The sequence below is a fragment of the Sphingobium sp. KKT206 genome, assembly GCF_055640555.1.
The window spans coordinates 1,567,501-1,589,614 of the sequence record NZ_CM145764.1; the positions used below are offsets into that span (position 1 = coordinate 1,567,501).

A 22,114-nucleotide genomic window follows, 5' to 3' on the forward strand; every position below is an offset into this window, starting at 1 on the left:
ACGTCTTTACCGTCGGACTAAGAAGAAAGCGTCCCTTATTGCGGGGGACGCTTTATCGTCGTCAATCTGATGATGTTCCTGAACGCCGCCACGATCCCAAGACCGAGGAAGACGAGCAGGAGCCATGGGGATGTGCCAAACAGCCGGTCCAAGACCCAGCCGATCAACGCACCGCCGACAAGACCGCCGATCAGTTCCGCAAGAACCCTGTTGCCGAGGCGAGACCCATCGTCCGCCGCTTGCTCAGTAGCCCCCTGCCTGACCTTTTCGACAGATTCGGCTCGTGCGATCCGCTCATCCAACGAAGCGATCCGCGCGTCTTCCCCTGCCGGGTCCTGTCCGGGTGTCTCCGCAACCATGTTCGTCCTCCACCGGGGGTTGACCCCTTATGGCAGGCGGCATGGCGCTTGCGGCTGCACCCGTCAAGGCGCGGCCCGTTTAGAAAGGGGATGGCGGATAGTCAACCATGGTTCGGGCAGAGAATGAAGCCCTGGACGAAGGAAGGAGAAAAGTCCGCCAGAGCGGGATTTTCAGCCCGCCGTCGCGCAATAGGAAGGCAGCGCGATCGCGCCTGCGCCCTTGGTCTGCCACGCGCCTGCGCCGATGCGATAGGCCTGGCCGGTCTTGACCCGGCTGCTGAGCGTCTGACAACCGGTGGCGGCGGCAACATCCTGCACCGTCACGCCGCGCTGGCTGGCCAGTTGGGTGTAGGCGGCGCGGCGCTTGATGTTGATCGATTCGACTTCGGCGCGGACGTCGGCGCTAACCGAACCGGCGATACCGAGATAACCATCGGCCTGCTCGCCCACGGTTCCGGCCGCCATGGCCGACGCGACAGCACCCGTCTGCGCGCGGGCGGGTGCCGTCATGGCGAAGCCTGTGGCCAGCGCAACGGCAGCGCCTGCGGCGATTATGAGCATCTTGCGTGTCATTGCGGGAACAACTCCGGGTTATTCTGGATCAGATCCTGGGCATCGCGCTGCAAGCGCACCACGACCTCCTGCTGCACCTTGACGTTCAGATTGATCTCGATCGGCTTGTCGGGAGCCTTCACCTGAATGCAGCCCCCCAGCGCCGATGCGGCCAATCCGGCCATGATGATTGCGTGTTTCTTCATTTCGGCTCCCCGTTTGCCATCTTGTCGCTGTCCACAGGCTGAACCGCAAGCCCTTCCACTGACAACGCCCGCATCTTTTCCTGAGCCTGCTTGCCGATCTCGTCGCGGATCGTCTGGGTCGGGTCGATGACGGACTGCGCCGTACTCATCAGCCCGCGGAATGGCGCGGAGATGCGGACGTTGAAGAGGAAAGGCAGGCCGACGAAATTGCGCGCCAGGCCTGCGGGCGCGTCGCCGAGCTGGCCGCGATTGACGCCGTTGAACACGACATTGGTGACCATTTCACCATCGAGCGCGCCATCCATCAGGATTGTCAGACATTTATATTGGAGATTTTTGAGCGCGTCGAAGGCGATGCGGCCCATCACGCCTAATTGCTCGTTCGATACCGGGCCGACATAGGAGAGGACGCCGGACTGTCGCGCGGGATCGCAGGGAATGGAGGGCAGCACGCCTTCGGGCATGAGCAGCGGCGCCATCCCTTCCTGCCGCGCGACCAGCACGCCCCCCGCGACGCGACCGCCCTGGGCATTGAAGATCAGCGGCATGATGCCGTCGAACGTGCCGGTGGCGGAGACATTGTCCAGTTCCATCGCCTGGATGAAAGCCCCCGCATCAAGGCCGATGACGCGGAAGGTCATGTAGCGATCGACGTCGGCGCTGAAATCCATGGTGGTGGGGAGCAGTACCAGTTCGCCGCCGGAGAAGGGCCAGCCGCCGCCCTCGATCCGCACCTTCTGCCCCGCTTCCAGCCGATAGCGCACGATGCCGTCGCGCACTTCTATGCCCGGATTGACGGATTGGATTCGCGCTTCCTGACCAGGTGCGGAGACGAGATTGATGAGATCGGTGAAGCGCAATTCGCCGCTCAGCCCCTCGACCGGACCAAAAGCGGCGGCGAGGCTGGCATTGTCGGTGCGGAAGGTGCCGGTGGACGTGACATCGGAGCCGGTCCAGTCGATGCGGCCCTGCCCGTTCACCTTGGCCTTCACATTCGCGACCACGCCGAGCGCGAGCGGCGTTACGTCTTCGGGTTGAAGATCTTGGCCAAAGGCGAGGTCGGGGACGGTCAGGTCGGCATGGCCTTTGCCGTTGGTCAGATCATGGACAATGTCGGTGCGGGCGACGGTCGCGCCATTGCGCGGCGCGGTGAGCGTGCCGGTGGCGGTAATCCGGCTGTTCTGCATCGTCAGCGCGAAATCCGGCACGGCGAGCGGGATGAAGCGGGCGGGAACCTGCGAATCGCGCACGGTCATGGCGGCGCGGAAGGCGAGTGCGCCCTTGTCGAAGCGCCAATCGCCATTGCCCTGTTCGAGGATCAACGGGATGGTGCCGATGCGGCCACCTGCGCCGCTGGCCTTGCCATCAAAGCCCTTGGCCGTCATGCGGCCGTCCAGACTGGCGGCGGTGAGATGAACCGGCGCATCCTGCGGGCCGATCGACAGGTCGGCATTGGCCAGGGCGAAGCCCGTCTGACCGAGCGCGACACGGGCATGGTCGGCGGTCAGCCGCAGGGGACTGTCGCCGCTGGTGCCGGAGAGGGCGAGTTTGCGGATGTCCGCACCGCCGCTGATGCCGCCCGCTCCCATGGCGAATAAAGCGCCGCCGTCGAGCGGGCACAGCGTCTGGCGGGTCTGGCCTATCGCGAAACTGCCATAGTGGGCCTCTGTGACCGAGAAGGGAACGCAGCGCGGATTGATGCGCAGCGCGCCATTGGCGGCGAGTTGTCCTTCGATCGGTAGCGTCAGGCCGCGCAGATGGCCGTCGGGCAGCGGACCATCGAGCCGGAGCGAGGTGGCGAAGCGAGTCGTGCCATCGGACGCAGCGGTGAAACGGACGCGATCGAGCGCCAGGCGCGCATTGTCCGCCGCATAGGGATCAACAAACAGATCGCCGCCAAAGCCGCCGCCGGGTCGGCGCACCAGGCGCAGCGCGGCCTGGGGCAAGCCGCCGCCCCGCGTCGTGATCGCGCCGTCAAGCGCCCAATCAAGTGCTGCCCGCCCCTGCCCCGGCCAGCCCAGCGTCACCCGACCGTCGGGCGAGAGCGCCGCCTGCGCGCCACTGCGGGCGGCAAGGCGGCTGTTGGTGAGGACGAGGCTACCCTTGGCGCTGCGTTGTACGAGCGCGAAATTCGTGCGGAGTTGGTTATTGTCCCCTGCCCGCGCCACGGCGTCGGCGAAGCGCGCCGCCAATGGGGCGACGGGGGTGCCCGCCGTCGATGCGCGGAAAGCGGCGAGCGATTCGCGCGAAACGAGGCGGATGTTGCGGCCCGACAGATTGCCCTGCATCGTCGCTTCGTCGCTCTTGAACGTCCAGGCGCCGTTGAGCGCGGCCTGCTCGATCAATGTGCCACCACCCGCCAGCGTGGCCGCGTTGATACGGGCGCGGCCTTGCGACCCAGCCTTGCCGCCATCGAAATCGATGCGACCTGCCGGGCTGGCGAGAACCAGGCCGTTGGACTTGAGCGCTTCGCCCGACAGGTCGACATGGCCGGTCCAGCGTTCGAACGCCTTGCCGAGCGTCAAGTCGATGACGGCGACGGGTTGGGCGATAGCGGTGGCAGCCTCGCGGCAGGCGAACACGGCCGCGCGGATGGCGCCGGTCAGATGGGGCTGACCCTGGCGCATGGCGATATCGAGCAGCGCGCTGCCATCGGTCATCGCGCACCCGGCCATGGTCCCGCGCGGCATGACGGCGGCGACCTTCCCATCGAAACCGGATTGCAGACCACCAGTGCCGTCGATCCGCAAACCGAGCTGGCCCGCGTCGGTATCCAGCCGCAGTCGGGCGTCGGTAAGCGACATAAGAATGTCGGGCAGGCTGAAGGGCGCGGTCGAATTGGGATCGCTGAACTTGTCCAGCTCGCCAAGGTCCAGCACACCGCCCTTGTAGCTTCCATGGAGGCGCACGCCCCCTGCTCGCACTGCGGCCACGGCCGGCGTCACCCCGGTAAAGGCGATATCGACTTCGACCCACTCGGCGGTCAAATCGGGTTTGGCCGGGTCGCCCAGCACGATAGCCTCGATCCGCTGGGTGCGCAGGCCGACATCGACCAGGTCGTAATTGGCCCGCACGCCGCGCCGGTTGAGTTCGCGGCTGACGAAATTTTCTGCGATCGGCGCGCGCTGCGTCCACAGCCCGACCAGCACCAGCGCAAGCGTGCCCGTGCCGACACCCAGCCAGCGCAGCCAACCCCGGCGAATCGCCTCTTCGCCGTCCTGTTCTTCCATCCTTATGGCCAACCCCGGCTTTCGTGCGACACTCTATGGTCCGTGACGGGACCAGAACGTCCGACCCGTCCTAAATATCCTTGCCCCGCGATTCCGCAACGCATAGCGTCATGGTCGGTAGCAAGGGGGCGAGCTTGGCCGAGCAGGACGCAAAAGTCACGCATGACGGCGCAGGCCACCGGGCACGGCTGCGCCAGAAGCTGGCGGAGACAGGCGGGGACGCGCTGCACGATCATGAACTGATCGAATATCTGCTGGCGCTGGCGATCCCCCGTCGCGACACCAAGCCGCTGGCCAAGGCGTTATTGCGCGAATTTGGCGGCATAGGCGGGCTGATGGCGGCGGACTGGCATGCGATCGCGCGGGTGCCGGGCATGGGCGACACCAGCGTCGCCGCGATCAAGATCGTGCAGGCGAGCGCGCTGCGGATGCTCCGCAACGAGGTCGCGGCGCGGCCTGTGCTGGCGAGTTGGCAGGCATTGCTCGACTATCTGCGCGCCGACATGGCGCATCTGGGGGTGGAACGCGTGCGCGTGCTGCATCTCAACACCCGCAACATGCTGATCCGTGATGAGAATATGGGCGATGGGTCCATAGACCAGGCCGCCATCTATGTCCGCGAGGTTATACGGCGCGCCATCGACCTGGGGTCGGCGGCGCTGATCCTGGTCCACAACCATCCCAGTGGTTCGCCTGAACCCAGTCGTCAGGACATAGAGGTGACGCGGCAGATCATCGAGGCGGGCAAACGGCTGAATATCGCCGTGCATGACCATATCATCGTCGGCGCGCAGGGGCATGTGAGTATGCGGGCTAAGGGGTTGTTGTAGGGGGGGGGCTGGGTGAGAAGCGGTCAGTCGGCTTTACATTTTTTCTTACGCTAAGCAGACATTAGGGGTGTTGATGTAAGGCAGCCATATGGCATTTTTAGCGAACAACAAAGCGAGACAGACAGTTGACTCTCAACGTCATGTTGAACTGGTTCCCGCTGGCAGTTCGTCGGAAGGCGATCGATATTTTGAAATAAGAGGTGAACGGATCGCAGGACGCTTCGCTGCATACATTGCCACCCCAACGGCTAACGATGCGTTGAGACAAGCATGCGATTTTATCTGGATCGTTAACTCGGTTTCCTGTCCTCCGGAACAACGTTCCACCTTTAAGGAGGTTATAGTTGAGGCATTGCTCGCCTACAAATTCGCCCATGGCTATCCACAGGATCAGAGTGCTGGTGTGATGTTTGCGGATGACCCAAATGCGGCCACTCATCGGCATCCGTGATTTAGCCCGTTCTGCCTATAACTGGTCGGTGTCAATCATCCTCCCCTAGCAGGGGAGGTGGCAGGGCGTAGCCCTGACGGAGGGGTGTCATGCTATCGATAGGGTGACACCCCTCCACCGGCTGCGCCGGTCCCCCTCCCCTTACAGGGGAGGATTTTACGGGAATGATGGTCGGTTGGTTACGGGCTGCATCCGTCGCCCCTACCGCTTGCGAGCGTTGGGTCGGTCATGCCCCCGGCATGACCTGAACAGTCCGGGGGACTGTTCACCCGACGCTGGGCAGCGAGACTTAATGACCCCGGCCTTGTGCCGGGGGAATTTAGTCGCAGCGGGGTGGGCCAGCGCAGCCGTTGCGCTGGCCCACCCCCTAACCCCCTCCCGCCTGCGGGAGGGGGGAATGAGGTTGGTTTATGGTTTGCCCCCATCGTGCTGGGCTTGCACGTTGGCGGACAGACTCAAAGCCCGTCGATACCCAAATTCAGGCGTCGAAGCCGAAGTTCAGGAATTCGGGAACCGGGCCGTTCCAGCCATCGTCGGGACCGTCATCGGCCATTTCGTTACGGCGGCCACGGTTTGGCTGCGGCGCGCGCGGGGCGGCGGCGGGGCGGTCTCTTGGCTCTTCGCGGGGACGTTCGGTGCGGGGTGGGCGGGCTTCGCGGATCGGTTCAGCGGCAGGCTCCGCCGTGACCGGCGCTTCTTCGCGAGGCGGTGTGGCTTGCGCCTGCGGTTCCTTGGCACGGGCGGGCTTGTCGGCTGCGGGCTTTGCCGCGCGGGGCTTGCGGCCCCTCGGCGCACGCGAAGGGGCGGCTTCTTCGGTGGATTCAACCGTTGCAATAACTTCGGCTGCGCCAACGACTTCGATCTTGGTACCGATCAGCTTCTGGATATTGTCGATCGCTTCGGCGTCCGCTTCGGTGACGAAGGTGTAGGCGACGCCCGATGCGCCCGCGCGGCCGGTGCGGCCGATGCGGTGGACATAATCGTCCGGGTGCCAGGGCGCGTCATAGTTGAACACATGGCTGACGCCCTTGATGTCCAGCCCGCGCGCGGCGACGTCCGACGCGACGAGGATATTGACGGTGCCGGCGCGGAAGCGTTCCAGTTCGGCGATGCGTGACCCCTGGTCGATGTCACCATGGATTTCACCCGACTTGAAGCCGTCGCGCTGCAGGCTCTTGTTCAGATCCCGCACCGTGGTCTTGCGGTTGCAGAAGATGACCGCGCTCGTGACGTCGGCCTCTGCCAGCATTTTGGCAAGGACGGTCCGCTTCTTGCGTGCATCGACCTTTACCAACCGCTGGGTGATGTTGATCGAGGCGCTGGCAGGGCGCGCGACTTCGATCGACTTGGGGTTGGACAGGAATTTGTCGGCCAGTTTCTTTATGACCGGCGGCATGGTCGCGGAAAAGAGCAAGGTCTGGCGCTGCGCGGGCAGCTTGGTGCAGATTTCCTCGATATCCGGGATGAAGCCCATGTCGAGCATCCGGTCGGCTTCGTCGATGACCAGCAGCGAGCAGCCGTTGAGCATGATCTTGCCGCGACCAAACAGGTCCATCAAGCGGCCCGGCGTCGCGATCAGCACGTCCACGCCCTTTTCGAGCGCGGCGAGCTGGTCGCCCATGGACACGCCACCGATGAGCAGGGCCATCGAGAGTTTGTGATATTTGCCGTATTTCTCGAAATTCTCCGCCACCTGGGCGGCGAGTTCGCGCGTCGGCTCCAGAATCAGCGAGCGCGGCATCCGCGCGCGGCTGCGGCCATGGGCGAGAATGTCTATCATCGGCAGCACGAAGCTGGCCGTCTTGCCCGTTCCCGTCTGCGCAATGCCGATGATGTCGCGCATCATCAGGACGGAAGGAATTGCCTGCGCCTGAATGGGGGTGGGCGTGTCGTAACCGGATTCGGTTACGGCCCTGAGCAATTCGTCGGAAAGGCCGAGATCGGCAAAAGTCATTCAATGGTCCGGGAACAGGAGGTTGCCCCATCCTGCCAGTCCGCACGATGGAAATCGGCCGCGCATTGCGGAAATATCGGCCACTTGTCAAGAAAATCCCGTAATTCGGGGCCTTGGGGATCGCGATCAGTCGTCGGCGGCGACGAGGCGGCGGAAACTGTCGATCGCACAGCTCATGCCGCTGCGCGCCTGCAATTCGTCGCGTCCCGAACAGAGCGATCCGTCCGCATCCGGCTCGACATAGAAGCCCGAATAAAAGCCCGCCGAATCGCACCCCTTTTCCAGCCGGGCGCGGTAGCGATGCTGATCGGCGAGGATGAGATCCACGCCATTGCGCACGATGATGCTAGCGGCGCGAATCGAGCGGAGCGCGACGCAGCGTGGCCCTTTCTTTTCGTCCCAATCATCGGCGGCATCGGGTGTGATGCGCACAGGCGCCTTGCCCTTGCGGACCATGGGCACGCGCATGATGACGCGCCGCTCGATCGTCAATTGCGCCCATTGCACGGGCTGCGCGCCTGGCGCGGCAAGCAGTAGCAGGATGGAATGAAACAAAGCGGACCCCTTATGGGAATGGCACGCTATCGACGAGTGGTTGAACCGTCGATGAATTTGCGCGCATAGACGGTCCCATGATTGGACAGGATATCATTGCGCGCTTCGCCGCGCTGCTTGGCCCCAAGGGCGTCGTCACCGACCCGGACGACATCGCGCCATGGACGAGCGACTGGCGCGGGCGTTATCATGGCGCGGCGGCCGCGATCCTGGCACCTGCGTCGACGCAAGAAGTGGCCGCGACGGTCGCGTTGGCCGCAGAGTTGGGCGTCGCATTGGTGCCACAGGGGGGCAATACGTCGATGGTCGGCGGCGCGACGCCGCCCGCCGATGGATCGGCGCTGATCCTGTCATTGCGGCGGATGAATGCGATCCGCAGCCTGTCGGCCGACGATAATCTGGCGGTGTGCGAGGCGGGCGTGATCTTGAGCGTCCTGCATGACGCGGCGGAGGCAGAGGGGCGGCGCTTTCCGCTGAGCCTGGGCGCCAAGGGATCGGCGACGATCGGCGGGCTGGTGTCCACCAATGCCGGGGGTACGCAGGTGCTGCGCCACGGCACGATGCGCGCGCTGGTCGAGGGGGTGGAGGCGGTGCTGCCCGATGGGAGCATCTTCGACGGGCTGGACGCGCTGAAGAAAGATAATCGCGGCTATGACATCAAGCAATTGCTGATCGGCGCGGAAGGCACGCTGGGCATCGTCACGGCGGCGGCGTTGCGGCTGGTCCCCGCCATTGCCGCCCGCGCGGTCGGCTGGGTCGGCGTCGCTTCCCCTGCCGATGCGCTGGCGCTGCTGCGGCTGACAGAAGCGCAACTGGGCGACAGCGTGGAGGGGTTCGAGGTGATCGCCGACGAGACGCTGGGCTTCGTTTTGGGGCACATCCCCGGCACGCGCAGCCCGATCGAGACGCGCACGCCCTGGCATGTGCTGATCGAGGTAGACCATCCTGACCGCAACGATCCCAGCCCGGCCGAGCGGCTGGAAAGCGCGCTGGCCGATGCTTTCGAGCGCGGCCTTGCGATCGACGCGGCCATCGCTGCGAACGAGGCGCAGGCCGATGCTTTCTGGCGCATCCGCGAATCCCTGTCGGAATCGGAAAAGGCGCAGGGGCCAGCGCTGCAATATGACATCAGCGTGCCGGTCGCGCGGATGCCGGCCTTCATGATCGACGCGGCGCAGGCGGCGCAGGCGCGCTTCCCCGGCACGACCACCTCCTCCTTCGGGCATCTGGGCGATGGCAATGTCCATTTTCATGTCCGCGCGCCAAAGGGCACCAGCGACGGTCCGGCTTGGATCGCGGCGCAGGGCCAGGCGATCAATGGCTTCGTCCATGATGCGGTGGTAGCAGCGGGCGGATCGATATCGGCCGAACATGGCATCGGCCAGATGAAGCGGGCGGAACTCGGACGACTGGCCAGTCCAGCGCGGATCGGCGCGTTGCGCGCGATCAAGACGGCGTTCGACCCCAAGGGCATCATGAACCCCGGCAAGCTGATACCGTTGCCCGGAGAAGCCTGACCGCGACAAAGCGATTGCACGGCGTCGCCAAGGTGATTATCGCCCTGCCCCAATCATCGGACCTGCGGCGTGCCTGAAAAACCGCTGCCTGCAAGAATGGATATTTGATCATGGCCAGCGCGCCCGCGAACAATCTGCCGATCTTCTACAACGACCTGCTGCCGCTCAGCAGCGTGGACCATGTCGATTTCCACAGCCGCACGGTCGACGCCGCCCCCTTCCTGGTCAGCCAGCATGCCGTGCCGTTGACGATCGACGAATTCGTGTCGGCCCAGCGCTTCGTGCCGATCATCTTTTCGTCGGGCGCCGATTCGGTGCCGCTGGCGCTGATGGGCCTCAATGAAGGCGTGAACGTCTTCGTCGATGACGAAGGCAAGCTGCGCGGCCCGGCCTATGTTCCGGCCTATGTCCGTCGCTATCCCTGGATGCTGGCCAAGCTGCGTCCCGACAGCGAGGAATTGTCGCTGTGCTTCGACCCGACCAGCTCCGCGATCGGCGCGTTCGAGGAAGGCACCGCGCTGTTCCAGGACGGCAAGCCCAGCGAACTGACCCAGGGCGTGCTGAAATTCTGCGAGGATTTCGAACAGGCCGCCGCGCGCACCAGCCAGTTCGTGCGCGAATTGCAGGAAATGGACCTGCTGATGGATGGCGAAGTGTCGATTCAGACGCCGGTCAACGAACAGCCCTTCGTCTATCGCGGCTTCCGCATGATCAACGAGGAAAAGCTGCGCGACATGCGCGGCGACCAGCTGCGCAAGATCAACCAGAACGGCATGCTGCCGCTGATCTACGCCCATCTCTTCTCGTTGCAGTTGATGCGCGAGATTTTCGAAACCCAGGTCTCGCAGGGCAAGGGGCCGATCGCCCTTCCCGCCGCACCGCAGCCTGCCGAATCCTGAACCCCATATTAACCCGAAACGGTTCAAATAATTGATAGAAAGGGCGGTGCTTCCCCCCTTGTAAGGCGAAGCATCCTGCCCTATCTATCAATCATGCGGTGCACCTGCCCCCCTTTCGGGTGTATCGTATGGGCGCCTCCCCCTTTGGAGGCGTCTCCTCCCTGAACCTTGGCCACCCCATGCTCTGCATGGGGTGGTTTTTTATGAGGCTCGGTTGGCGGTGGGACGCTGTTTCGCTTGACGCGATTACGCCGTCTTCCTAAAGCGCGCCTCTGTGGACCGCCTGAGCGCGGTCACATGGCCCCTTCGTCTAGCGGTTAGGACGCGGCCCTCTCACGGCTGAAGCACGAGTTCGATTCTCGTAGGGGTCACCAAACTGTCAAAACCCTCATTTTGGGGTTGGTTTGCTGTGTCGAGAGTGACTGCCGCTCGTGACAGTTCTTCAAGCATTCCAAAGGGTTGCCTGAACTCTACGGTGAGCTGGCCATTGGCCCAAGTGCAGTTCGAAAGTACCAAATTTAGAGCGCGACGCCGGTGTTCCGGAGCCATATCCGCGAAACCCTGATGCGCCTGTCGGACGACATCAAGCAGCGCGACGCCATCGTCGACATAGGCCTCATCTACATTATTGAGATGCTCCAGGCCCCGGATGGCGCGCGCCCTCTCCTCTCGCCAGGTAGCCGCGATACGATCGTGAAACTCTCTGGTGATGCGACCTTCGATCTTGTCGAGATAGATCATGTCGAGCCGATCTTGAAGCCGATCCGCCTCGGCGATCAGCCGCGCCTTGGCTTCATCCCGTTCGCGACGTTCGTCGCCATGGCTCTCGCGAAGTGCTCGCTGTACGAGACCGAAAATCTCGTCGTCGAGGCGAAGCCGCGAAAGCATCTGTTCGAAATGAACGTCAAGCGCCTCCTGGCGAACATAACGCTCGGGGCATTTTCCTTTAAAGCCGGTGCAGTGATAGTAGATATATTTCTGCTTCTTTATCTCCGCGACCATTGCACAGCCGCAGTGGCCGCAGGTCATTAAGCCGGTGTAGACGAAATCTTTGGGGCTCGCGTGGACGTTGGATGCGCTGCGGCCATCGATCACCTCCTGAGCTAGTTCCCAAGCCTCCTGGACTTGTAACGGTTTTGTGCCGGTCACCTATCTCATTATGCCACCTTGGCTTCGAACGCGAGCGGGCTGATGCCGCCTAGATATGAATGGCGGCGACGGGTGTTGTAGAAGCCATTGATGTACTGAAAGATGGCGGCTTCTGCCTGACGCCGCGTCGGCCAGCTCTGCCGCCAGATGAGTTCCGCCTTCAGGGATTTGAAGAAGGTCTCGACGGACGCATTGAGGCTCCTATATTTGTCAAGCGCTGGTCAGAGATGCTTTTGGGCGACATAGGTGGGTAAAGATTTCGCGAACGATGTATCGCTTAAGGCAGCGTATAATCTCCCGGTTGCTCTTTCCCTCCATTTTTCGTTTGCTGACATAGGCAAGTGTCGGCGGATGGTTGCGCATCCGAACGATTGCAACCCGATATAGCGCGGCATTGGCTTGCCGGTTTCCACCACGGTTGAGTCGGAAGCGGTTGGTCTTGCCACTTGATGCGGGGATGGGACACACCCCGCAGAGCTTGGCGAGTGCAGCTTCGGAGCGGATTCGGGTGGGATCATCGCCGACCAGTATAAGCATTTCTGCCGCCGTCATCGTCGCGATCCCGTGCGATGCCAGCAACGTTGGTGCGTTGGCCATGACCAGTTGCTCGAGCGCCTTGTCGTGCGACTGAATTTCTTCGTGTAGAGCCAGCCAGCGTTGTGCCAAGGCCCGCAAGGCGGTTTTGGCCGATGCGATCGTCGAGGTCATTGCGCCGGGCCTGAGTGCAGCAATATATCGGATCAGCGCGATTTTTCCGTTTATCTGATCGAGCGTGTCGCGCAGCGCCGCAGGTGCGTTGATGATCAGGGTTTTCAGGGTCACCATGGCCTGCGACCGGCATTTGACTGCTGTGTCGCGTGCGATTTTGAGATGCCGGATCATCTCGACGGATCCTGTTTGCGTTTTGGGTTGGGCGATCGCCTGTCCGCCCAGCACCGACCGTGCGGCGCCTTCAGCGTCGAGGCTATCGCTTTTGCCATGTTGATAGCGCAACTGTCGATTAGGTCTGGTGACCTCGATGACTTTATGGCCCTGGGCCAGAAGATGGCGAGACAGCCCGGCTCCGTATGATCCAGTCCCCTCGATGCCAAAGGCTGTGATGGTGCCCAACGCACACGCCCAGTCCTCGAGCAATTTATAGCCCTTTGTTGTCGCTGGAGCCGAAAAGGCCGTCAATCGGCTGCCGTTGTTATCGATTGCCACGGCAACATGGATGGATTTATGGGTATCGACACCGATAATGACGCCGCTGATGTTGGTATTGGTCATGTCCTGTCCTTCTCTGAACGGTGCCCGGGCACCGTTCAGAGAAGGACAGGACTGTGAAGGGGCAAACCCGTCAGGCTCCTATCAAGTCACATCTCGCCCGTTGCCAGGGCGACTTGATGGCCGACACGTCAACGCAATGACACGGGGTCAATCGTAGCATGGGTCAGACCATCAAGCCGCAGCAACATAATCACAGTCGTAGCAATTTCCCTTGCCGCTCATTGATGGACGCAGGCCATAGGCCTGCAGCTTTTTCTGATAGTCGTAGGAGCAATATTGGCTACCGCGATCCGAATGGAAAAGGCAGCCCTCGGGAGGCTGGCGCAGGCGCACCGCCATATCCAGCGCCCTGATCGCCAGGTCTTTCTTCATCCTGTCGTTGACTGCCCAGCCTACGACGCGACGGCTATGCAGATCGAGAATGACGGCAAGGTAGAGCCAGCCTTCGGACGTCCAGATATAGGTGATGTCGCCGGCCCATTTACGGTTGGGCGCATCTGCGGCAAAATCGCCGTCCAGCCAGTTCGCTGCGACACCCAGGCGATGGTGGCTGTCAGTCGTAACCTTGTGCTTGCGCGTGCGGACTGGCTTGATCCCGTTGATCTTCATCAGCCGCCCGACCCGGCGCTCGCCAACATCGAGCCCTACCTCCTTCAACTCCATCGTCATGCGAGGACGGCCGTAGCTGCCAAGGCTCAGCCTGTACTGTTCCCGGATATGGGCCAGCACTTTCATATCTGTCCGCTCCCGCCTGCTGATCGGGCGCGAGCGCCAGGAACGATAGCCGCGTTCACTGACATCCATGACACGGCAGAGCAGTTCAACGGGCCACCGGTGCCGCCAGCTATGCACAAATGCGAACTTCACTTCACGGCCTTTGGCTCGCGAAGAACTGCGTGGCCTTTTTTAGCACTTCCCTCTCCTCCCGCAGCACACGGTTCTCAAGGCGAAGGCGTTCATTCTCACGCGCCAGATCTGCCTGCGGCGCTGAAACCAGATCACTGGGCCGATACTGCGATACCCACTTGCCCAGCGTCGACTTCCCTATCCCCAAATCCGATGCAACCCGATCGCGCGGCAACCCGCTGGTCAGCGCGATCCGTACCGCCTCTTGCTTGAACTCTTCTGTATGCTTGATCATCTCGTCGGTCTCCTGTTGCGAGCTCTAATCGCTCAGGTGACCGGCGCAAAACCGTTACAAGTCCATATCGCGTTCCGCCTTCAACTTGGCCACTTCGCGGCGAAGCCGCTCGATCTCCAACTGCTCCGGCTTCATCTGGCTGCCGCGCGACAATCAGGATGAGAGAGCAGCGTCAATCAAGATGAGAATCGCCACCTGCTGATGCGGCGTAGGGCGTAGCCCGGAGCCGGATCAGCAGGTGGCGATGTCGCCCTTTCCGGGGCGTTTCTGATGGTTGCGGCCGGTCAGGTATTCAAAGGCATAACTTCGCGAGAGGGGATGTCGTTCATGCCGGGCCGCCACGTCAACGATCATCAGATGAGGCTCTACATGAAGCTCCGACATACCCATGCCGTTCCGATCGCCGCCGCCAAGGCCAGTATCAGCACGGCGACCGGATATCGCATCGAGGGAGATCCTCGGCTTCCCTCGCAAAGGCAGGTCCAGCGAGAACGGCGACGCCCGGACCCGTTAGCCGGGATCTTCGACGAGGATGTTGTTCCCATGCTCCAGGCTGCGCCTGGTTTGCGGTCAGTGGCGATTTTCGAGGAGATATGTCGCCGTCACCCTGAGCTTGATGGGCGCATCCGGCGCACATTGGAGCGAAGGATCCGAACATGGCGGGCGATCCATGGTCCCGAGCAGGAAGTGATCTTCCGGCAGGTGCATGAACCGGGACGGCTTGGCCTGTCGGACTTCACCGAGATGAGCGATGAGCACGTAACGATCGTCGGCGTGCCGCTCGATCATCGCCTCTACCATTTTCGGCTGATATGGTCGGGCTTCGAACACGTCCATGTCATTCTGGGCGGCGAGAGCTATGTCGCGCTTGCAGAAGGGTTGCAAAACGCCCTGTGGGCCGTCGGCGGTGCCCCGGTTGAGCATCGCAGCGATAGCCTGTCGGCCGCGTTCCGCAACTTGGACGCCGATGCCCGGCAAGATCTGACGCTGCGATATGACGCGCTGTGCGAACATTATGGCATGACGCCGACGCGCAACAACCGCGGCGTTGCCCATGAGAATGGCGGGATCGAGAGTCCGCATGGGCATTTGAAGGCAGCAATAAAGGACGCGCTGCTGATGCGTGGTTCGCGAGACTTCGATGATCTGGCGAGTTACCGGCACTTCATCGACGAAGTCGTCAGCCGCAAGAACCGGCGCAACGGCCCACGCATAGACGCCGAACGTGCGGTATTGCAGCCTCTGCCTGGTGCGCGCACCAGCGATTATGAGGAGACGATCGTCACGGTCACCTCCACCAGCAGCTTCACGCTTCGCAAGGTGTTCTATACCGTGCCCTCACGGCTGATCGGGCATCGGCTGCGCGTTCGGCTTTACGATGATCGCCTCGATCTGTTCATCGGCGGCACTCACCTCATGACATTGCCGCGGGGGCGGTCGTTCAATAACGGCTCCCACGGGCATGTGGTCGATTATCGGCACGTCATCCATAGCCTGCGGCGCAAACCCATGGCGCTCCTGAAGTTGGTTTATCGTGACCAGCTCTTCCCAAGGGAGCCTTATCGTCAGACCTTCGACCGGCTCATCGCCGCATTGCCTGAACGGATCGCTTGTCGGCAGATGGTAGAACTGTTGGCAATGGCGCACGAAAGAGCCTGCGAGGCCGAACTCGCGGAACTCCTGGCAGCCGACGTGGCTGCTAACCGTCTCCCCGACATGGATGCCTTACGAATACGCTTCGCTCCCGATCCGGCGGCGCTTCCCGACGTGGTGGTGGAACTGGTCCCCCTGGTCACCTATGATGTTCTCCTGGCGGGAGAAGCCGCATGAGCCGGAACGCACCCGCTATCGACGCCCAGCGTCTGAGCCTCATCCTCAACGACCTGCGCCTGCCAGCAATCAAACTGATCTGGCCCGACTTTACCACGCGGGCAGACAAGGAAGGCTGGCCTGGTGCCCGTTTGCTTGCGGCGCTCGCCGAGCATGAGATCGCAGAACGGGACAGACGCCGGATCGAAAGGCATCTGGGCGAAGCCCGCCTGCCACCCGGCAAGACTCTCGACAGCTTCGCCTTCGATGCAGTGCCAATGATCTCCCGCGCCCGGGTGACGGCGCTGTGTTCTGGTGATGGCTGGCTCGAAAAAGGCGCAAACCTCATCTTCTTTGGTCCACCGGGTGGGGGTAAAACCCATCTGGCAGCCGCAATCGGCCTCGCGCTGATCGAAAATGGCTGGCGCGTCCTGTTCACCCGCACTTCCGATCTGGTCCAGAAACTCCAGGTCGCCCGCCGTGAACTGGCGCTCGAAGCTGCGATAGCCAAACTCGACAAATATCACCTGCTGATCCTCGACGACCTTGCATATGTGACCAAGGATCAGGCCGAAACGTCCGTCCTGTTCGAGTTGATCAGCGCACGGTACGAACGGCGTTCCACCCTCATCACCGCCAACCAGCCTTTTGGTGAATGGAATCGGGTCTTCCCCGATCCCGCCATGACGCTCGCCGCCGTGGATCGCCTCGTTCACCACGCGACAATCTTCGAGATGAATGTCGAGAGCTACCGCCGTCGCTCGGCGATCCAGCGACAATCACGCGCTGGTCGGCCACCGACCTTCGCGACAATCAAGTCCAACGAGGAAATGTCGCGCAGCGACAATCAAACCTGCGAGTAGCGCTTGCCAGCGTCAATCAAAGCAGGCACCACTTGAAAACCGCGACGATCAGTTCTCATCCTGATTGACGGAAACTTCTCATCCAGATCGCCGCGCCATAATCTGGCCGTGCCCTGGAAAGGCATGCCCCGGATCGGCGGCCAACTCCTTGACCCATTTGCGCAGCACGTTCTCGTGCACGTCCAGATCGCGAGCCACCTGGGCAACCGCCACGCCGCGCTCCCGGACCATCCTTACCGCCTCAAGCTTGAACTCGCGGGCGAACTTCCTTCGTTGCATTGATGCTCTCCGTTCGGTGAAAACACCTTATCTCGGTGTCCGCCAAACCGGCAGCAGGCCAGACGTCGATTCGTCGCTCATAGTCTCGGACGAGGCGCTTCCAGCGGGTCATCCAGCCGAAGGTGCGCTCGACGACCCAGCGATGGACTGCCAAACCACTAACTCGCAAAGATCGATTTAGCTCCGCTTGAGTGGCTCTCGCCACGACGATCAACTAGACATGGACAGTTGGGCGACTGCACCTGATAAGCTGGAGGGAAAGGAGCGATAATGACCTCGGATCAATCAGATGGCCCGCAAGCCCCCGGCCATGATCGTCCGCCGGGACGACCGGCGTTGCTGATCATCGACATGATCAACTGCTTCGATTTTCCTGGTGCAGAGTTGGTCGAGCCCAAGGCCGCTCGCGCCGCCGACAACATCCTGCGCCTCAAGAAGGAGATGATCCGCGCGGGCTACCCCGTCATTTACGTCAATGACAATTTCGGCGAATGGAATTCCGAGCGGTCGCGGCTGGTCGAGCAGGCGCTGTCAAAGCCCAATCCCGCGAGTGAGATGCTCAAACCGTCCAGGGATGACTTTTTCATCATCAAGCCGCAGTTTTCCGGGTTCTATGCGACCAATCTGCCGGTGCTTCTGCCCAAGCTCGGCGTCAGCCGCCTGATCCTGAGCGGGATTGCCACCGACATCTGCGTCCTGTTCACCGCCGCCGATGCGCATATGCGGGACTATGCGCTGTGGATCCCACAGGATGCTGTCGCGGCCGAAAGCGATGCCCGCGGCCAGTTAGCGCTCGACACGATGCGCGAGACGATGGGCGCCGAGACGGCGGCAAGTGACGCGCTCACCCTCGATGACTGGATGGAGCGGGTCGAAAGGCGGGAAAGCGAGCCCGAAGAAGGGTGAGCCCGCTCGTCACGCGCCTGTCTGGGCGTGGGACGCCGCAACCGGTTTGGATTCGGGTGACTCGCGCTGGCGCAGGAAGATCGACAGCACAACCAATATCGCGGTCGACAGGAACTCGCTTTGCCAGTTCTGCAGTGATTCAAACCAGAGTTGTGCATCGAACAGATAACCGAGCGTCGTCGGCGCGACCTCGCCGTGCACGAGTGCGTCTTGCGCGGCGACCTTCGCGCTTTGCGTCCAGTGGATAAGAAAGGACCCGAGAAACAGCAGCGCCAGCGCAATGCCAAGCGACCGGGCATAGAGTGCACGCCAGATGGCCCCCCAGCGCAGGATCGACGGCCCATCCGGTTTCCGCGCCTGGGCGGCAAGATACTGATCGCGCGGATCGGTCTCGTCCGGATCCTTTGACTCAGCCGAGCCGCGCTGGAACAGGATCGCGGTCAGCATGACATAGGCCGACATCTGCAGGAACTCGCTTTCCCAATTCTCGAACACCGACGACAGGAATTCCGGGCTGACCGCATAGGCCCACAGGCTCATCAACGGCTCGTCCTGGCGAAGCGCATCGTCGCTCGCGACATGCCAGCCGGCGACCCATTGGCCCAAAATACTCGCAGCAAAAAGCCCCAGCAGGGCAATCGTCAGGCCGTTATCGCGGAGCCAGCGCATGGTCTTCCCCTTTTCTCGGTTTTCTACGCTTGGGCTTGTCGGCAAGTTCGACCCACACCGGCGCGTGATCGCTGGTCTTTTCCCAACTTCGCACATGATTGTCGACCTGAGCATCGATCAGCCGCTCGGCATGAGACGGACTCAGCAGTAGATGATCGATCCGAAGCCCGTCATTGCGTTCAAAAGCGCCCCGCCAATATTTCCAGAATGTGTAAATCGTTTCGTCCGGATGAAGCGTGCGCAGTGCATCGGTCCATCCCAGGTCCATCAGCTTGAAATAGGCCGCGCGGATCTCGGTGCGAACAGCGCATCATCGAACCAGCGTTCGGGTTTTCGGACATCGCGATCGGTCGGGATTACATTGAATTGGCCGATGAACATGACGGGCATGCCTGTAGCCAACAGCCCATTTGCGTGCGCGATCAGGCGGTCGAACCAGCGTAGCTTATAGTCGAACTTGGGGCCGGGCCGGGAGTTGCCGTTGGTCAGGTATAGGCCGGCGATAAAGATCCCGTTCACCGCAGGCTTCGATATAGCGGCTGTGACTGTCGTCCGGATCGCCTGGCAGGCCGCGACGGGTCTCATATATTTCGCCGACCCGGCTAAGGATCGCGACGCCGTTCCAGCTTTTCTGCCCGTGCCAGATTGGATCATAGCCAAGATCCCTGATTGGATTCAGCGAGAATTTTGCTTCCGGGGCTTTTAGCTCCTGAAGGCAAGCGATGTCGGGCAGATCCTCTTCGAGCCAGCGCAAAAGCACCGGCAGACGCCCGTTGATTCCGTTTACATTGTAGATCGCGATCTTCACAGGTCGGGAAGCATCTGGTTGGCCCGCCCCCAATGGACGAGATTCTTGGACGCGGTCCGCTTGAGCATCTCGGGTCCGTCGCCGATGTGCCAGTGCGAGGGTTTGTCGAGATCCTGCAGTTCCTCCCAGGTCAGCGGCACAGCGATCGGTGCGAGTTCGCGCGAGCGCGCGCTGTACGGCATCACCGCGGTCGCTCCGCGCTGGTTGCGCAGATAGTGATCAAGATGCGACCGCTGCGCTTGGCTTTGGCGAGCGTGGCGGTGCAGCGATCAGGATCGGCCTGTGCCAGCGCCATGGCGAACCGATGCGCGAAATCCTTGACCGCAGGTCATTCGGGAGACGGCGTGAGGGGCGCAATCACATGAATGCCCTTGCCGCCGGTGGCCATCGGGAAAGTGATGAGGCCCATTTCTCCCAGTAGGTCGCGCAGGTGGAAAGCGGCCGAGACAACGTCTTTGAAATCGAGACCTTCGTCGGCATCGAGATCGAACACCAGACGGTCGGCCTTCTCGACATTCTCGATCCGCGCCCCCCAACCATGGAATGCGATTGTGGCCATCTGCACGCGGGTCAGCAGACCGGCCGGGCTGTCGACGAACAGATAGGGCTCCTGATGCCTGTCCTTTCGACGGGGATCGACACCAGCGCCAGTCTGATCTGACCTTTCCAATAGGGGCGTGCGGCCATGATCCTCTTCTTGAACAGACTCACATAATACTTGGTGCCCCGCCCCGTTCCGCCCGCGCACTTACGTTATCTGGCCCGATCAAGCGCTCCACCATCATTCTTGCCCTCGTTTTGAGACCAATCCGTTCGCTGGACGTTGTCCCAATATGCAGGCGCGCGGCCTCCGATCCTGCAGAGCCGCTGCCGAAATCAAGCCTTTGGGAGAATGCGCATGGCGATAGTAACGGATGATGCCCCGCCGACAACTTCGAAATCCCAGCAGGTTCGCGATAGTGGTGCCCAGAACCTCATCGAGCCAAAAGGTGACGAACTCATTGGCCGCACCGTAACCATCAACCGGCCGCGCGCCGAACTCTATGCCTATTGGCGCGACTTTACGAAGCTGCCGAGCTTCATGGACAATGTCGAACGGGTCGATATCGTCTCCGAAACCCGCTCGCACTGGATCGTTAAGGCACCCGCCGGCAAGACGGTCGAATGGGATGCGGTCATCACCGAAGAGAAGGAGGGCGAACTGATCGCCTGGAGTTCGGAGGATGGAGCGGACATCCCCAATAGTGGTCGGATCGAGTTTCGCGACGCGGGCGCGCGCGGCACCATCGTAACGGCGACGATCGCTTATGACCCGCCCGCTGGCGTCGTCGGCAAGGTCATTGCCAAGCTTTTCCAGCGCGACCCCGCGATCCAGGCGCGTCGTGATCTGCGGCGGTTCAAACAACTGATGGAAACTGGCGAAGTCGCGACGGCGGCCTGGACCAAAAAGCAACTCGCCGAGGAGAAAGCCTGATGCGCGCGCTCACCTGGCACGGCAAGCATGACGTCCGCGTTGATACCGTCGACGATCCGGAGATTATCAACCCGCGCGACGCGATCATCAAGATCACGTCGACGGCGATTTGCGGGTCGGACCTGCATCTTTACGACGGCTATATCCCGACGATGCAGGCTGGGGATATCCTCGGTCACGAGTTTATGGGCGAAGTCGTCGAGACCGGGCCGAAGTCGACCCTGCAAAAGGGCCAACGCGTCGTGGTGCCTTTCACGATCGCCTGCGGCAGCTGCTATCACTGCGGCAAGCATCAATATTCAGCGTGCGACAATGGCAATCCTGCGGACAACCAGGATATCGGCCAGGAAATGTACGGTCAGCCGATGTCAGGTCTGTTTGGTTACAGCCATCTGACCGGCGGCTATGCCGGTGGCCAGGCCGAATATGTCCGTGTGCCCTTCTCCGATGTCGGTCCGATCGTCGTTCCTGACGGTCTGGACGACGATCAGGTGCTGTTCCTGTCGGACATCCTGCCGACCGGCTGGCAGGCGGCCGAAAACGCCGACATCGAACCGGGCGACACGGTCGCGGTGTGGGGTTGCGGTCCAGTCGGTTTATTCGCGGTCCAGTCGGCCTTCCTGATGGGCGCGCATCGGGTCATCGCGATCGACCATTTCCCCCATCGCCTTGAACTCGCCAAGAAGTTCGGCGCGGAGACGGTCAATTTCGAGGAATCGAAGACCTATGAAGCGCTGATGGAGATGACCGGTGGGATTGGCCCCGATGCGGTGATCGATGCAGTCGGGCTCGAAGCGCACGGCTTTTTCGTCGACAATGTGATCGACCAGATCAAGGCGTCGATGTTCCTTGGGACGGACCGGACTCACTCGATCCGTCAGGCAATTATCGCTTGCCGAAAGGGTGGCCGCGTCTCGATGCCCGCAGTCTATGGCGGGTTTGTTGATAAGTTTCCGCTCGGTGCCTTCATGGAAAAGGGCCTGACCCTCAAGACCGGCCAGACGAGCGTCCAGCATTATATGCCCGCGCTGTTGAATGCGATCGTTGAAGGCAAGATTGATACGACCTTCTTGATCTCGCACCGCATGAGCCTTGAGGACGCACCCAAGGGGTACAAAATGTTTCACGACAGCCAGAACGAAGTCACCAAGGTCGTGCTCAAGCCCGATTTTGCCGTCGCTGACGAATAGGAGA

At 61.9% G+C, this 22,114-nt stretch carries 20 protein-coding genes, 1 tRNA gene and 5 pseudogenes; 10 read left to right on the top strand and 16 right to left on the bottom strand.

What is annotated here, in order from left to right; genetic code table 11:
- Nucleotides 1–35 precede the first annotated feature (35 nt).
- The 4 genes from ACZ2HM_RS07300 to ACZ2HM_RS07315 all read right to left on the bottom strand — a co-directional run bounded on the left by ACZ2HM_RS07300 (nucleotide 36) and on the right by ACZ2HM_RS07315 (nucleotide 4,347).
- Nucleotides 36–359 carry an AtpZ/AtpI family protein gene (locus ACZ2HM_RS07300; protein WP_470426627.1) on the bottom strand — a complete coding sequence of 108 codons (324 nt, stop codon included), beginning with the start codon at nucleotides 357–359 and terminating at the stop codon, nucleotides 36–38.
- A gap of 171 nt (nucleotides 360–530) precedes the next feature.
- Nucleotides 531–932: a YdbL family probable chaperone protein gene (locus tag ACZ2HM_RS07305; protein ID WP_096063076.1), complete on the bottom strand. Its 402-nt coding sequence runs from the start codon at nucleotides 930–932 to the stop codon at nucleotides 531–533.
- Nucleotides 929–1,117 carry a YnbE family lipoprotein gene (locus ACZ2HM_RS07310; protein WP_096063075.1) on the bottom strand — a complete coding sequence of 63 codons (189 nt, stop codon included), beginning with the start codon at nucleotides 1,115–1,117 and terminating at the stop codon, nucleotides 929–931. Before ACZ2HM_RS07310 ends, ACZ2HM_RS07305 begins: the two co-directional genes overlap by 4 nt.
- Nucleotides 1,114–4,347 (bottom strand): intermembrane phospholipid transport protein YdbH family protein, encoded by a 3,234-nt coding sequence (locus ACZ2HM_RS07315; RefSeq protein WP_470426628.1) that lies wholly within the window; start codon nucleotides 4,345–4,347, stop codon nucleotides 1,114–1,116. The genes ACZ2HM_RS07310 and ACZ2HM_RS07315 overlap by 4 nt, the downstream gene beginning before the upstream one ends.
- A 110-nt stretch (nucleotides 4,348–4,457) precedes the next feature.
- Between ACZ2HM_RS07315 and radC the strand changes: the two genes are divergently transcribed.
- A complete protein-coding gene (gene radC, locus ACZ2HM_RS07320) occupies nucleotides 4,458–5,177 on the top strand; it encodes a RadC family protein (protein WP_443019452.1) in 720 nt (239 codons plus the stop codon).
- Nucleotides 5,178–5,265: 88 nt separating this feature from the next.
- The gene (locus ACZ2HM_RS07325) at nucleotides 5,266–5,628 is read left to right on the top strand and encodes a hypothetical protein (RefSeq protein WP_470426629.1); all 363 of its coding nucleotides are present in this window, start codon (nucleotides 5,266–5,268) and stop codon (nucleotides 5,626–5,628) included.
- Nucleotides 5,629–6,106: 478 nt separating this feature from the next.
- On the opposite strand, the gene ACZ2HM_RS07330 is transcribed toward ACZ2HM_RS07325, so the two are convergent.
- Together ACZ2HM_RS07330 and ACZ2HM_RS07335 are read right to left on the bottom strand one after the other, a co-directional pair.
- On the bottom strand, nucleotides 6,107–7,582 hold the full coding sequence (locus ACZ2HM_RS07330) for a DEAD/DEAH box helicase (protein ID WP_470426630.1): 1,476 nt from the start codon (nucleotides 7,580–7,582) through the stop codon (nucleotides 6,107–6,109).
- A 126-nt stretch (nucleotides 7,583–7,708) separates the two neighbouring features.
- Nucleotides 7,709–8,137, bottom strand: a complete 429-nt coding sequence (locus ACZ2HM_RS07335) for a hypothetical protein (RefSeq protein WP_037472844.1) — start codon at nucleotides 8,135–8,137, stop codon at nucleotides 7,709–7,711.
- 77 nt (nucleotides 8,138–8,214) lie between these two features.
- On the opposite strand from ACZ2HM_RS07335, the gene ACZ2HM_RS07340 reads away from it, so the two are divergent.
- The 3 genes from ACZ2HM_RS07340 to ACZ2HM_RS07350 all read left to right on the top strand — a co-directional run bounded on the left by ACZ2HM_RS07340 (nucleotide 8,215) and on the right by ACZ2HM_RS07350 (nucleotide 10,927).
- Nucleotides 8,215–9,654 (top strand): FAD-binding oxidoreductase, encoded by a 1,440-nt coding sequence (locus tag ACZ2HM_RS07340; RefSeq protein WP_470426631.1) that lies wholly within the window; start codon nucleotides 8,215–8,217, stop codon nucleotides 9,652–9,654.
- 110 nt (nucleotides 9,655–9,764) lie between these two features.
- Nucleotides 9,765–10,553: a SapC family protein gene (locus ACZ2HM_RS07345; RefSeq protein ID WP_470426632.1), complete on the top strand. Its 789-nt coding sequence runs from the start codon at nucleotides 9,765–9,767 to the stop codon at nucleotides 10,551–10,553.
- Nucleotides 10,554–10,852: 299 nt separating this feature from the next.
- Nucleotides 10,853–10,927: transfer RNA gene (locus tag ACZ2HM_RS07350), tRNA-Glu, on the top strand.
- On the opposite strand, the gene ACZ2HM_RS07355 is transcribed toward ACZ2HM_RS07350, so the two are convergent.
- From ACZ2HM_RS07355 to ACZ2HM_RS07370, 4 genes and pseudogenes are all read right to left on the bottom strand, one after another.
- Nucleotides 10,887–11,582 (bottom strand): recombinase zinc ribbon domain-containing protein, encoded by a 696-nt coding sequence (locus ACZ2HM_RS07355; RefSeq protein WP_470426813.1) that lies wholly within the window; start codon nucleotides 11,580–11,582, stop codon nucleotides 10,887–10,889. The two genes, ACZ2HM_RS07350 and ACZ2HM_RS07355, sit on opposite strands and share 41 nt — an antisense overlap.
- 128 nt (nucleotides 11,583–11,710) lie before the next feature.
- Nucleotides 11,711–11,896, bottom strand: a pseudogene (locus tag ACZ2HM_RS07360) (IS3 family transposase); the annotation flags it as partial.
- 16 nt (nucleotides 11,897–11,912) lie between these two features.
- Nucleotides 11,913–12,971 carry an IS110 family RNA-guided transposase gene (locus ACZ2HM_RS07365; protein ID WP_470425396.1) on the bottom strand — a complete coding sequence of 353 codons (1,059 nt, stop codon included), beginning with the start codon at nucleotides 12,969–12,971 and terminating at the stop codon, nucleotides 11,913–11,915.
- Between the two features lie 195 nt (nucleotides 12,972–13,166).
- Nucleotides 13,167–14,112: pseudogene (locus ACZ2HM_RS07370) on the bottom strand (IS3 family transposase); the annotation flags it as partial.
- A 327-nt stretch (nucleotides 14,113–14,439) separates the two neighbouring features.
- On the opposite strand from ACZ2HM_RS07370, the gene istA reads away from it, so the two are divergent.
- Both istA and istB read left to right on the top strand, forming a co-directional pair.
- A complete protein-coding gene (istA, locus tag ACZ2HM_RS07375) occupies nucleotides 14,440–15,942 on the top strand; it encodes an IS21 family transposase (RefSeq protein ID WP_130752824.1) in 1,503 nt (500 codons plus the stop codon).
- Nucleotides 15,939–16,784, top strand: a complete 846-nt coding sequence (istB, locus tag ACZ2HM_RS07380) for an IS21-like element helper ATPase IstB (RefSeq protein ID WP_019054274.1) — start codon at nucleotides 15,939–15,941, stop codon at nucleotides 16,782–16,784. The genes istA and istB overlap by 4 nt, the downstream gene beginning before the upstream one ends.
- Nucleotides 16,785–16,883: 99 nt before the next feature.
- On the opposite strand, the pseudogene ACZ2HM_RS07385 reads toward istB, so the two are convergent.
- Both ACZ2HM_RS07385 and ACZ2HM_RS07390 read right to left on the bottom strand, forming a co-directional pair.
- Nucleotides 16,884–17,063 (bottom strand): annotated as a pseudogene (locus ACZ2HM_RS07385) (transposase); the annotation flags it as partial.
- A pseudogene (locus tag ACZ2HM_RS07390) lies at nucleotides 17,026–17,205 on the bottom strand (hypothetical protein); the annotation flags it as partial. The pseudogenes ACZ2HM_RS07385 and ACZ2HM_RS07390, both read right to left, overlap by 38 nt.
- 128 nt (nucleotides 17,206–17,333) lie before the next feature.
- Between ACZ2HM_RS07390 and ACZ2HM_RS07395 the strand changes: the two are divergent.
- Nucleotides 17,334–17,969, top strand: a complete 636-nt coding sequence (locus ACZ2HM_RS07395; protein ID WP_470426633.1) for a cysteine hydrolase family protein — start codon at nucleotides 17,334–17,336, stop codon at nucleotides 17,967–17,969.
- 9 nt (nucleotides 17,970–17,978) lie between these two features.
- Here ACZ2HM_RS07395 and ACZ2HM_RS07400 read toward each other — a convergent pair whose 3' ends face one another.
- The 4 genes and pseudogenes from ACZ2HM_RS07400 to ligD (ACZ2HM_RS07415) form a co-directional block, all read right to left on the bottom strand.
- On the bottom strand, nucleotides 17,979–18,638 hold the full coding sequence (locus ACZ2HM_RS07400; RefSeq protein WP_470426634.1) for a DUF6766 family protein: 660 nt from the start codon (nucleotides 18,636–18,638) through the stop codon (nucleotides 17,979–17,981).
- Nucleotides 18,619–19,446, bottom strand: a pseudogene (xth, locus tag ACZ2HM_RS07405) (exodeoxyribonuclease III). The gene ACZ2HM_RS07400 and the pseudogene xth overlap by 20 nt, the downstream one beginning before the upstream one ends.
- Nucleotides 19,443–19,628, bottom strand: a complete 186-nt coding sequence (gene ligD / locus ACZ2HM_RS07410) for a non-homologous end-joining DNA ligase LigD (RefSeq protein WP_470426635.1) — start codon at nucleotides 19,626–19,628, stop codon at nucleotides 19,443–19,445. The pseudogene xth and the gene ligD (ACZ2HM_RS07410) overlap by 4 nt, the downstream one beginning before the upstream one ends.
- Nucleotides 19,629–19,774: 146 nt before the next feature.
- Nucleotides 19,775–20,194, bottom strand: a complete 420-nt coding sequence (gene ligD / locus ACZ2HM_RS07415; protein ID WP_470426636.1) for a non-homologous end-joining DNA ligase LigD — start codon at nucleotides 20,192–20,194, stop codon at nucleotides 19,775–19,777.
- A gap of 150 nt (nucleotides 20,195–20,344) precedes the next feature.
- Between ligD (ACZ2HM_RS07415) and ACZ2HM_RS07420 the strand changes: the two genes are divergently transcribed.
- Both ACZ2HM_RS07420 and ACZ2HM_RS07425 read left to right on the top strand, forming a co-directional pair.
- Nucleotides 20,345–20,920 carry an SRPBCC family protein gene (locus ACZ2HM_RS07420; protein WP_470426637.1) on the top strand — a complete coding sequence of 192 codons (576 nt, stop codon included), beginning with the start codon at nucleotides 20,345–20,347 and terminating at the stop codon, nucleotides 20,918–20,920.
- The gene (locus ACZ2HM_RS07425; protein WP_470426638.1) at nucleotides 20,920–22,110 is read left to right on the top strand and encodes a zinc-dependent alcohol dehydrogenase; all 1,191 of its coding nucleotides are present in this window, start codon (nucleotides 20,920–20,922) and stop codon (nucleotides 22,108–22,110) included. Before ACZ2HM_RS07420 ends, ACZ2HM_RS07425 begins: the two co-directional genes overlap by 1 nt.
- The last annotated feature ends 4 nt before the right edge of the window (nucleotides 22,111–22,114 follow it).

Bases quoted from the DNA above. Each gene is read 5' to 3' on its own strand.
- ACZ2HM_RS07355 (WP_470426813.1), bottom strand. From the start codon at position 11,582: ATGACCTGCGGCCACTGCGGCTGTGCAATGGTCGCGGAGATAAAGAAG.
- ACZ2HM_RS07395 (WP_470426633.1), top strand. From the start codon at position 17,334: ATGACCTCGGATCAATCAGATGGCCCGCAAGCCCCCGGCCATGATCGT.
- ACZ2HM_RS07310 (WP_096063075.1), bottom strand. From the start codon at position 1,117: ATGAAGAAACACGCAATCATCATGGCCGGATTGGCCGCATCGGCGCTG.
- ACZ2HM_RS07340 (WP_470426631.1), top strand. From the start codon at position 8,215: ATGATTGGACAGGATATCATTGCGCGCTTCGCCGCGCTGCTTGGCCCC.
- ACZ2HM_RS07300 (WP_470426627.1), bottom strand. From the start codon at position 359: ATGGTTGCGGAGACACCCGGACAGGACCCGGCAGGGGAAGACGCGCGG.
- ACZ2HM_RS07315 (WP_470426628.1), bottom strand. From the start codon at position 4,347: ATGGAAGAACAGGACGGCGAAGAGGCGATTCGCCGGGGTTGGCTGCGC.
- ACZ2HM_RS07365 (WP_470425396.1), bottom strand. From the start codon at position 12,971: ATGACCAATACCAACATCAGCGGCGTCATTATCGGTGTCGATACCCAT.
- istA (WP_130752824.1), top strand. From the start codon at position 14,440: ATGCCGGGCCGCCACGTCAACGATCATCAGATGAGGCTCTACATGAAG.
- istB (WP_019054274.1), top strand. From the start codon at position 15,939: ATGAGCCGGAACGCACCCGCTATCGACGCCCAGCGTCTGAGCCTCATC.
- ACZ2HM_RS07305 (WP_096063076.1), bottom strand. From the start codon at position 932: ATGACACGCAAGATGCTCATAATCGCCGCAGGCGCTGCCGTTGCGCTG.
- ACZ2HM_RS07330 (WP_470426630.1), bottom strand. From the start codon at position 7,582: ATGACTTTTGCCGATCTCGGCCTTTCCGACGAATTGCTCAGGGCCGTA.
- radC (WP_443019452.1), top strand. From the start codon at position 4,458: ATGGTCGGTAGCAAGGGGGCGAGCTTGGCCGAGCAGGACGCAAAAGTC.
- ACZ2HM_RS07345 (WP_470426632.1), top strand. From the start codon at position 9,765: ATGGCCAGCGCGCCCGCGAACAATCTGCCGATCTTCTACAACGACCTG.
- ACZ2HM_RS07400 (WP_470426634.1), bottom strand. From the start codon at position 18,638: ATGCGCTGGCTCCGCGATAACGGCCTGACGATTGCCCTGCTGGGGCTT.
- ligD (WP_470426635.1), bottom strand. From the start codon at position 19,628: ATGCCGTACAGCGCGCGCTCGCGCGAACTCGCACCGATCGCTGTGCCG.
- ACZ2HM_RS07325 (WP_470426629.1), top strand. From the start codon at position 5,266: ATGGCATTTTTAGCGAACAACAAAGCGAGACAGACAGTTGACTCTCAA.
- ACZ2HM_RS07425 (WP_470426638.1), top strand. From the start codon at position 20,920: ATGCGCGCGCTCACCTGGCACGGCAAGCATGACGTCCGCGTTGATACC.
- ACZ2HM_RS07420 (WP_470426637.1), top strand. From the start codon at position 20,345: ATGGCGATAGTAACGGATGATGCCCCGCCGACAACTTCGAAATCCCAG.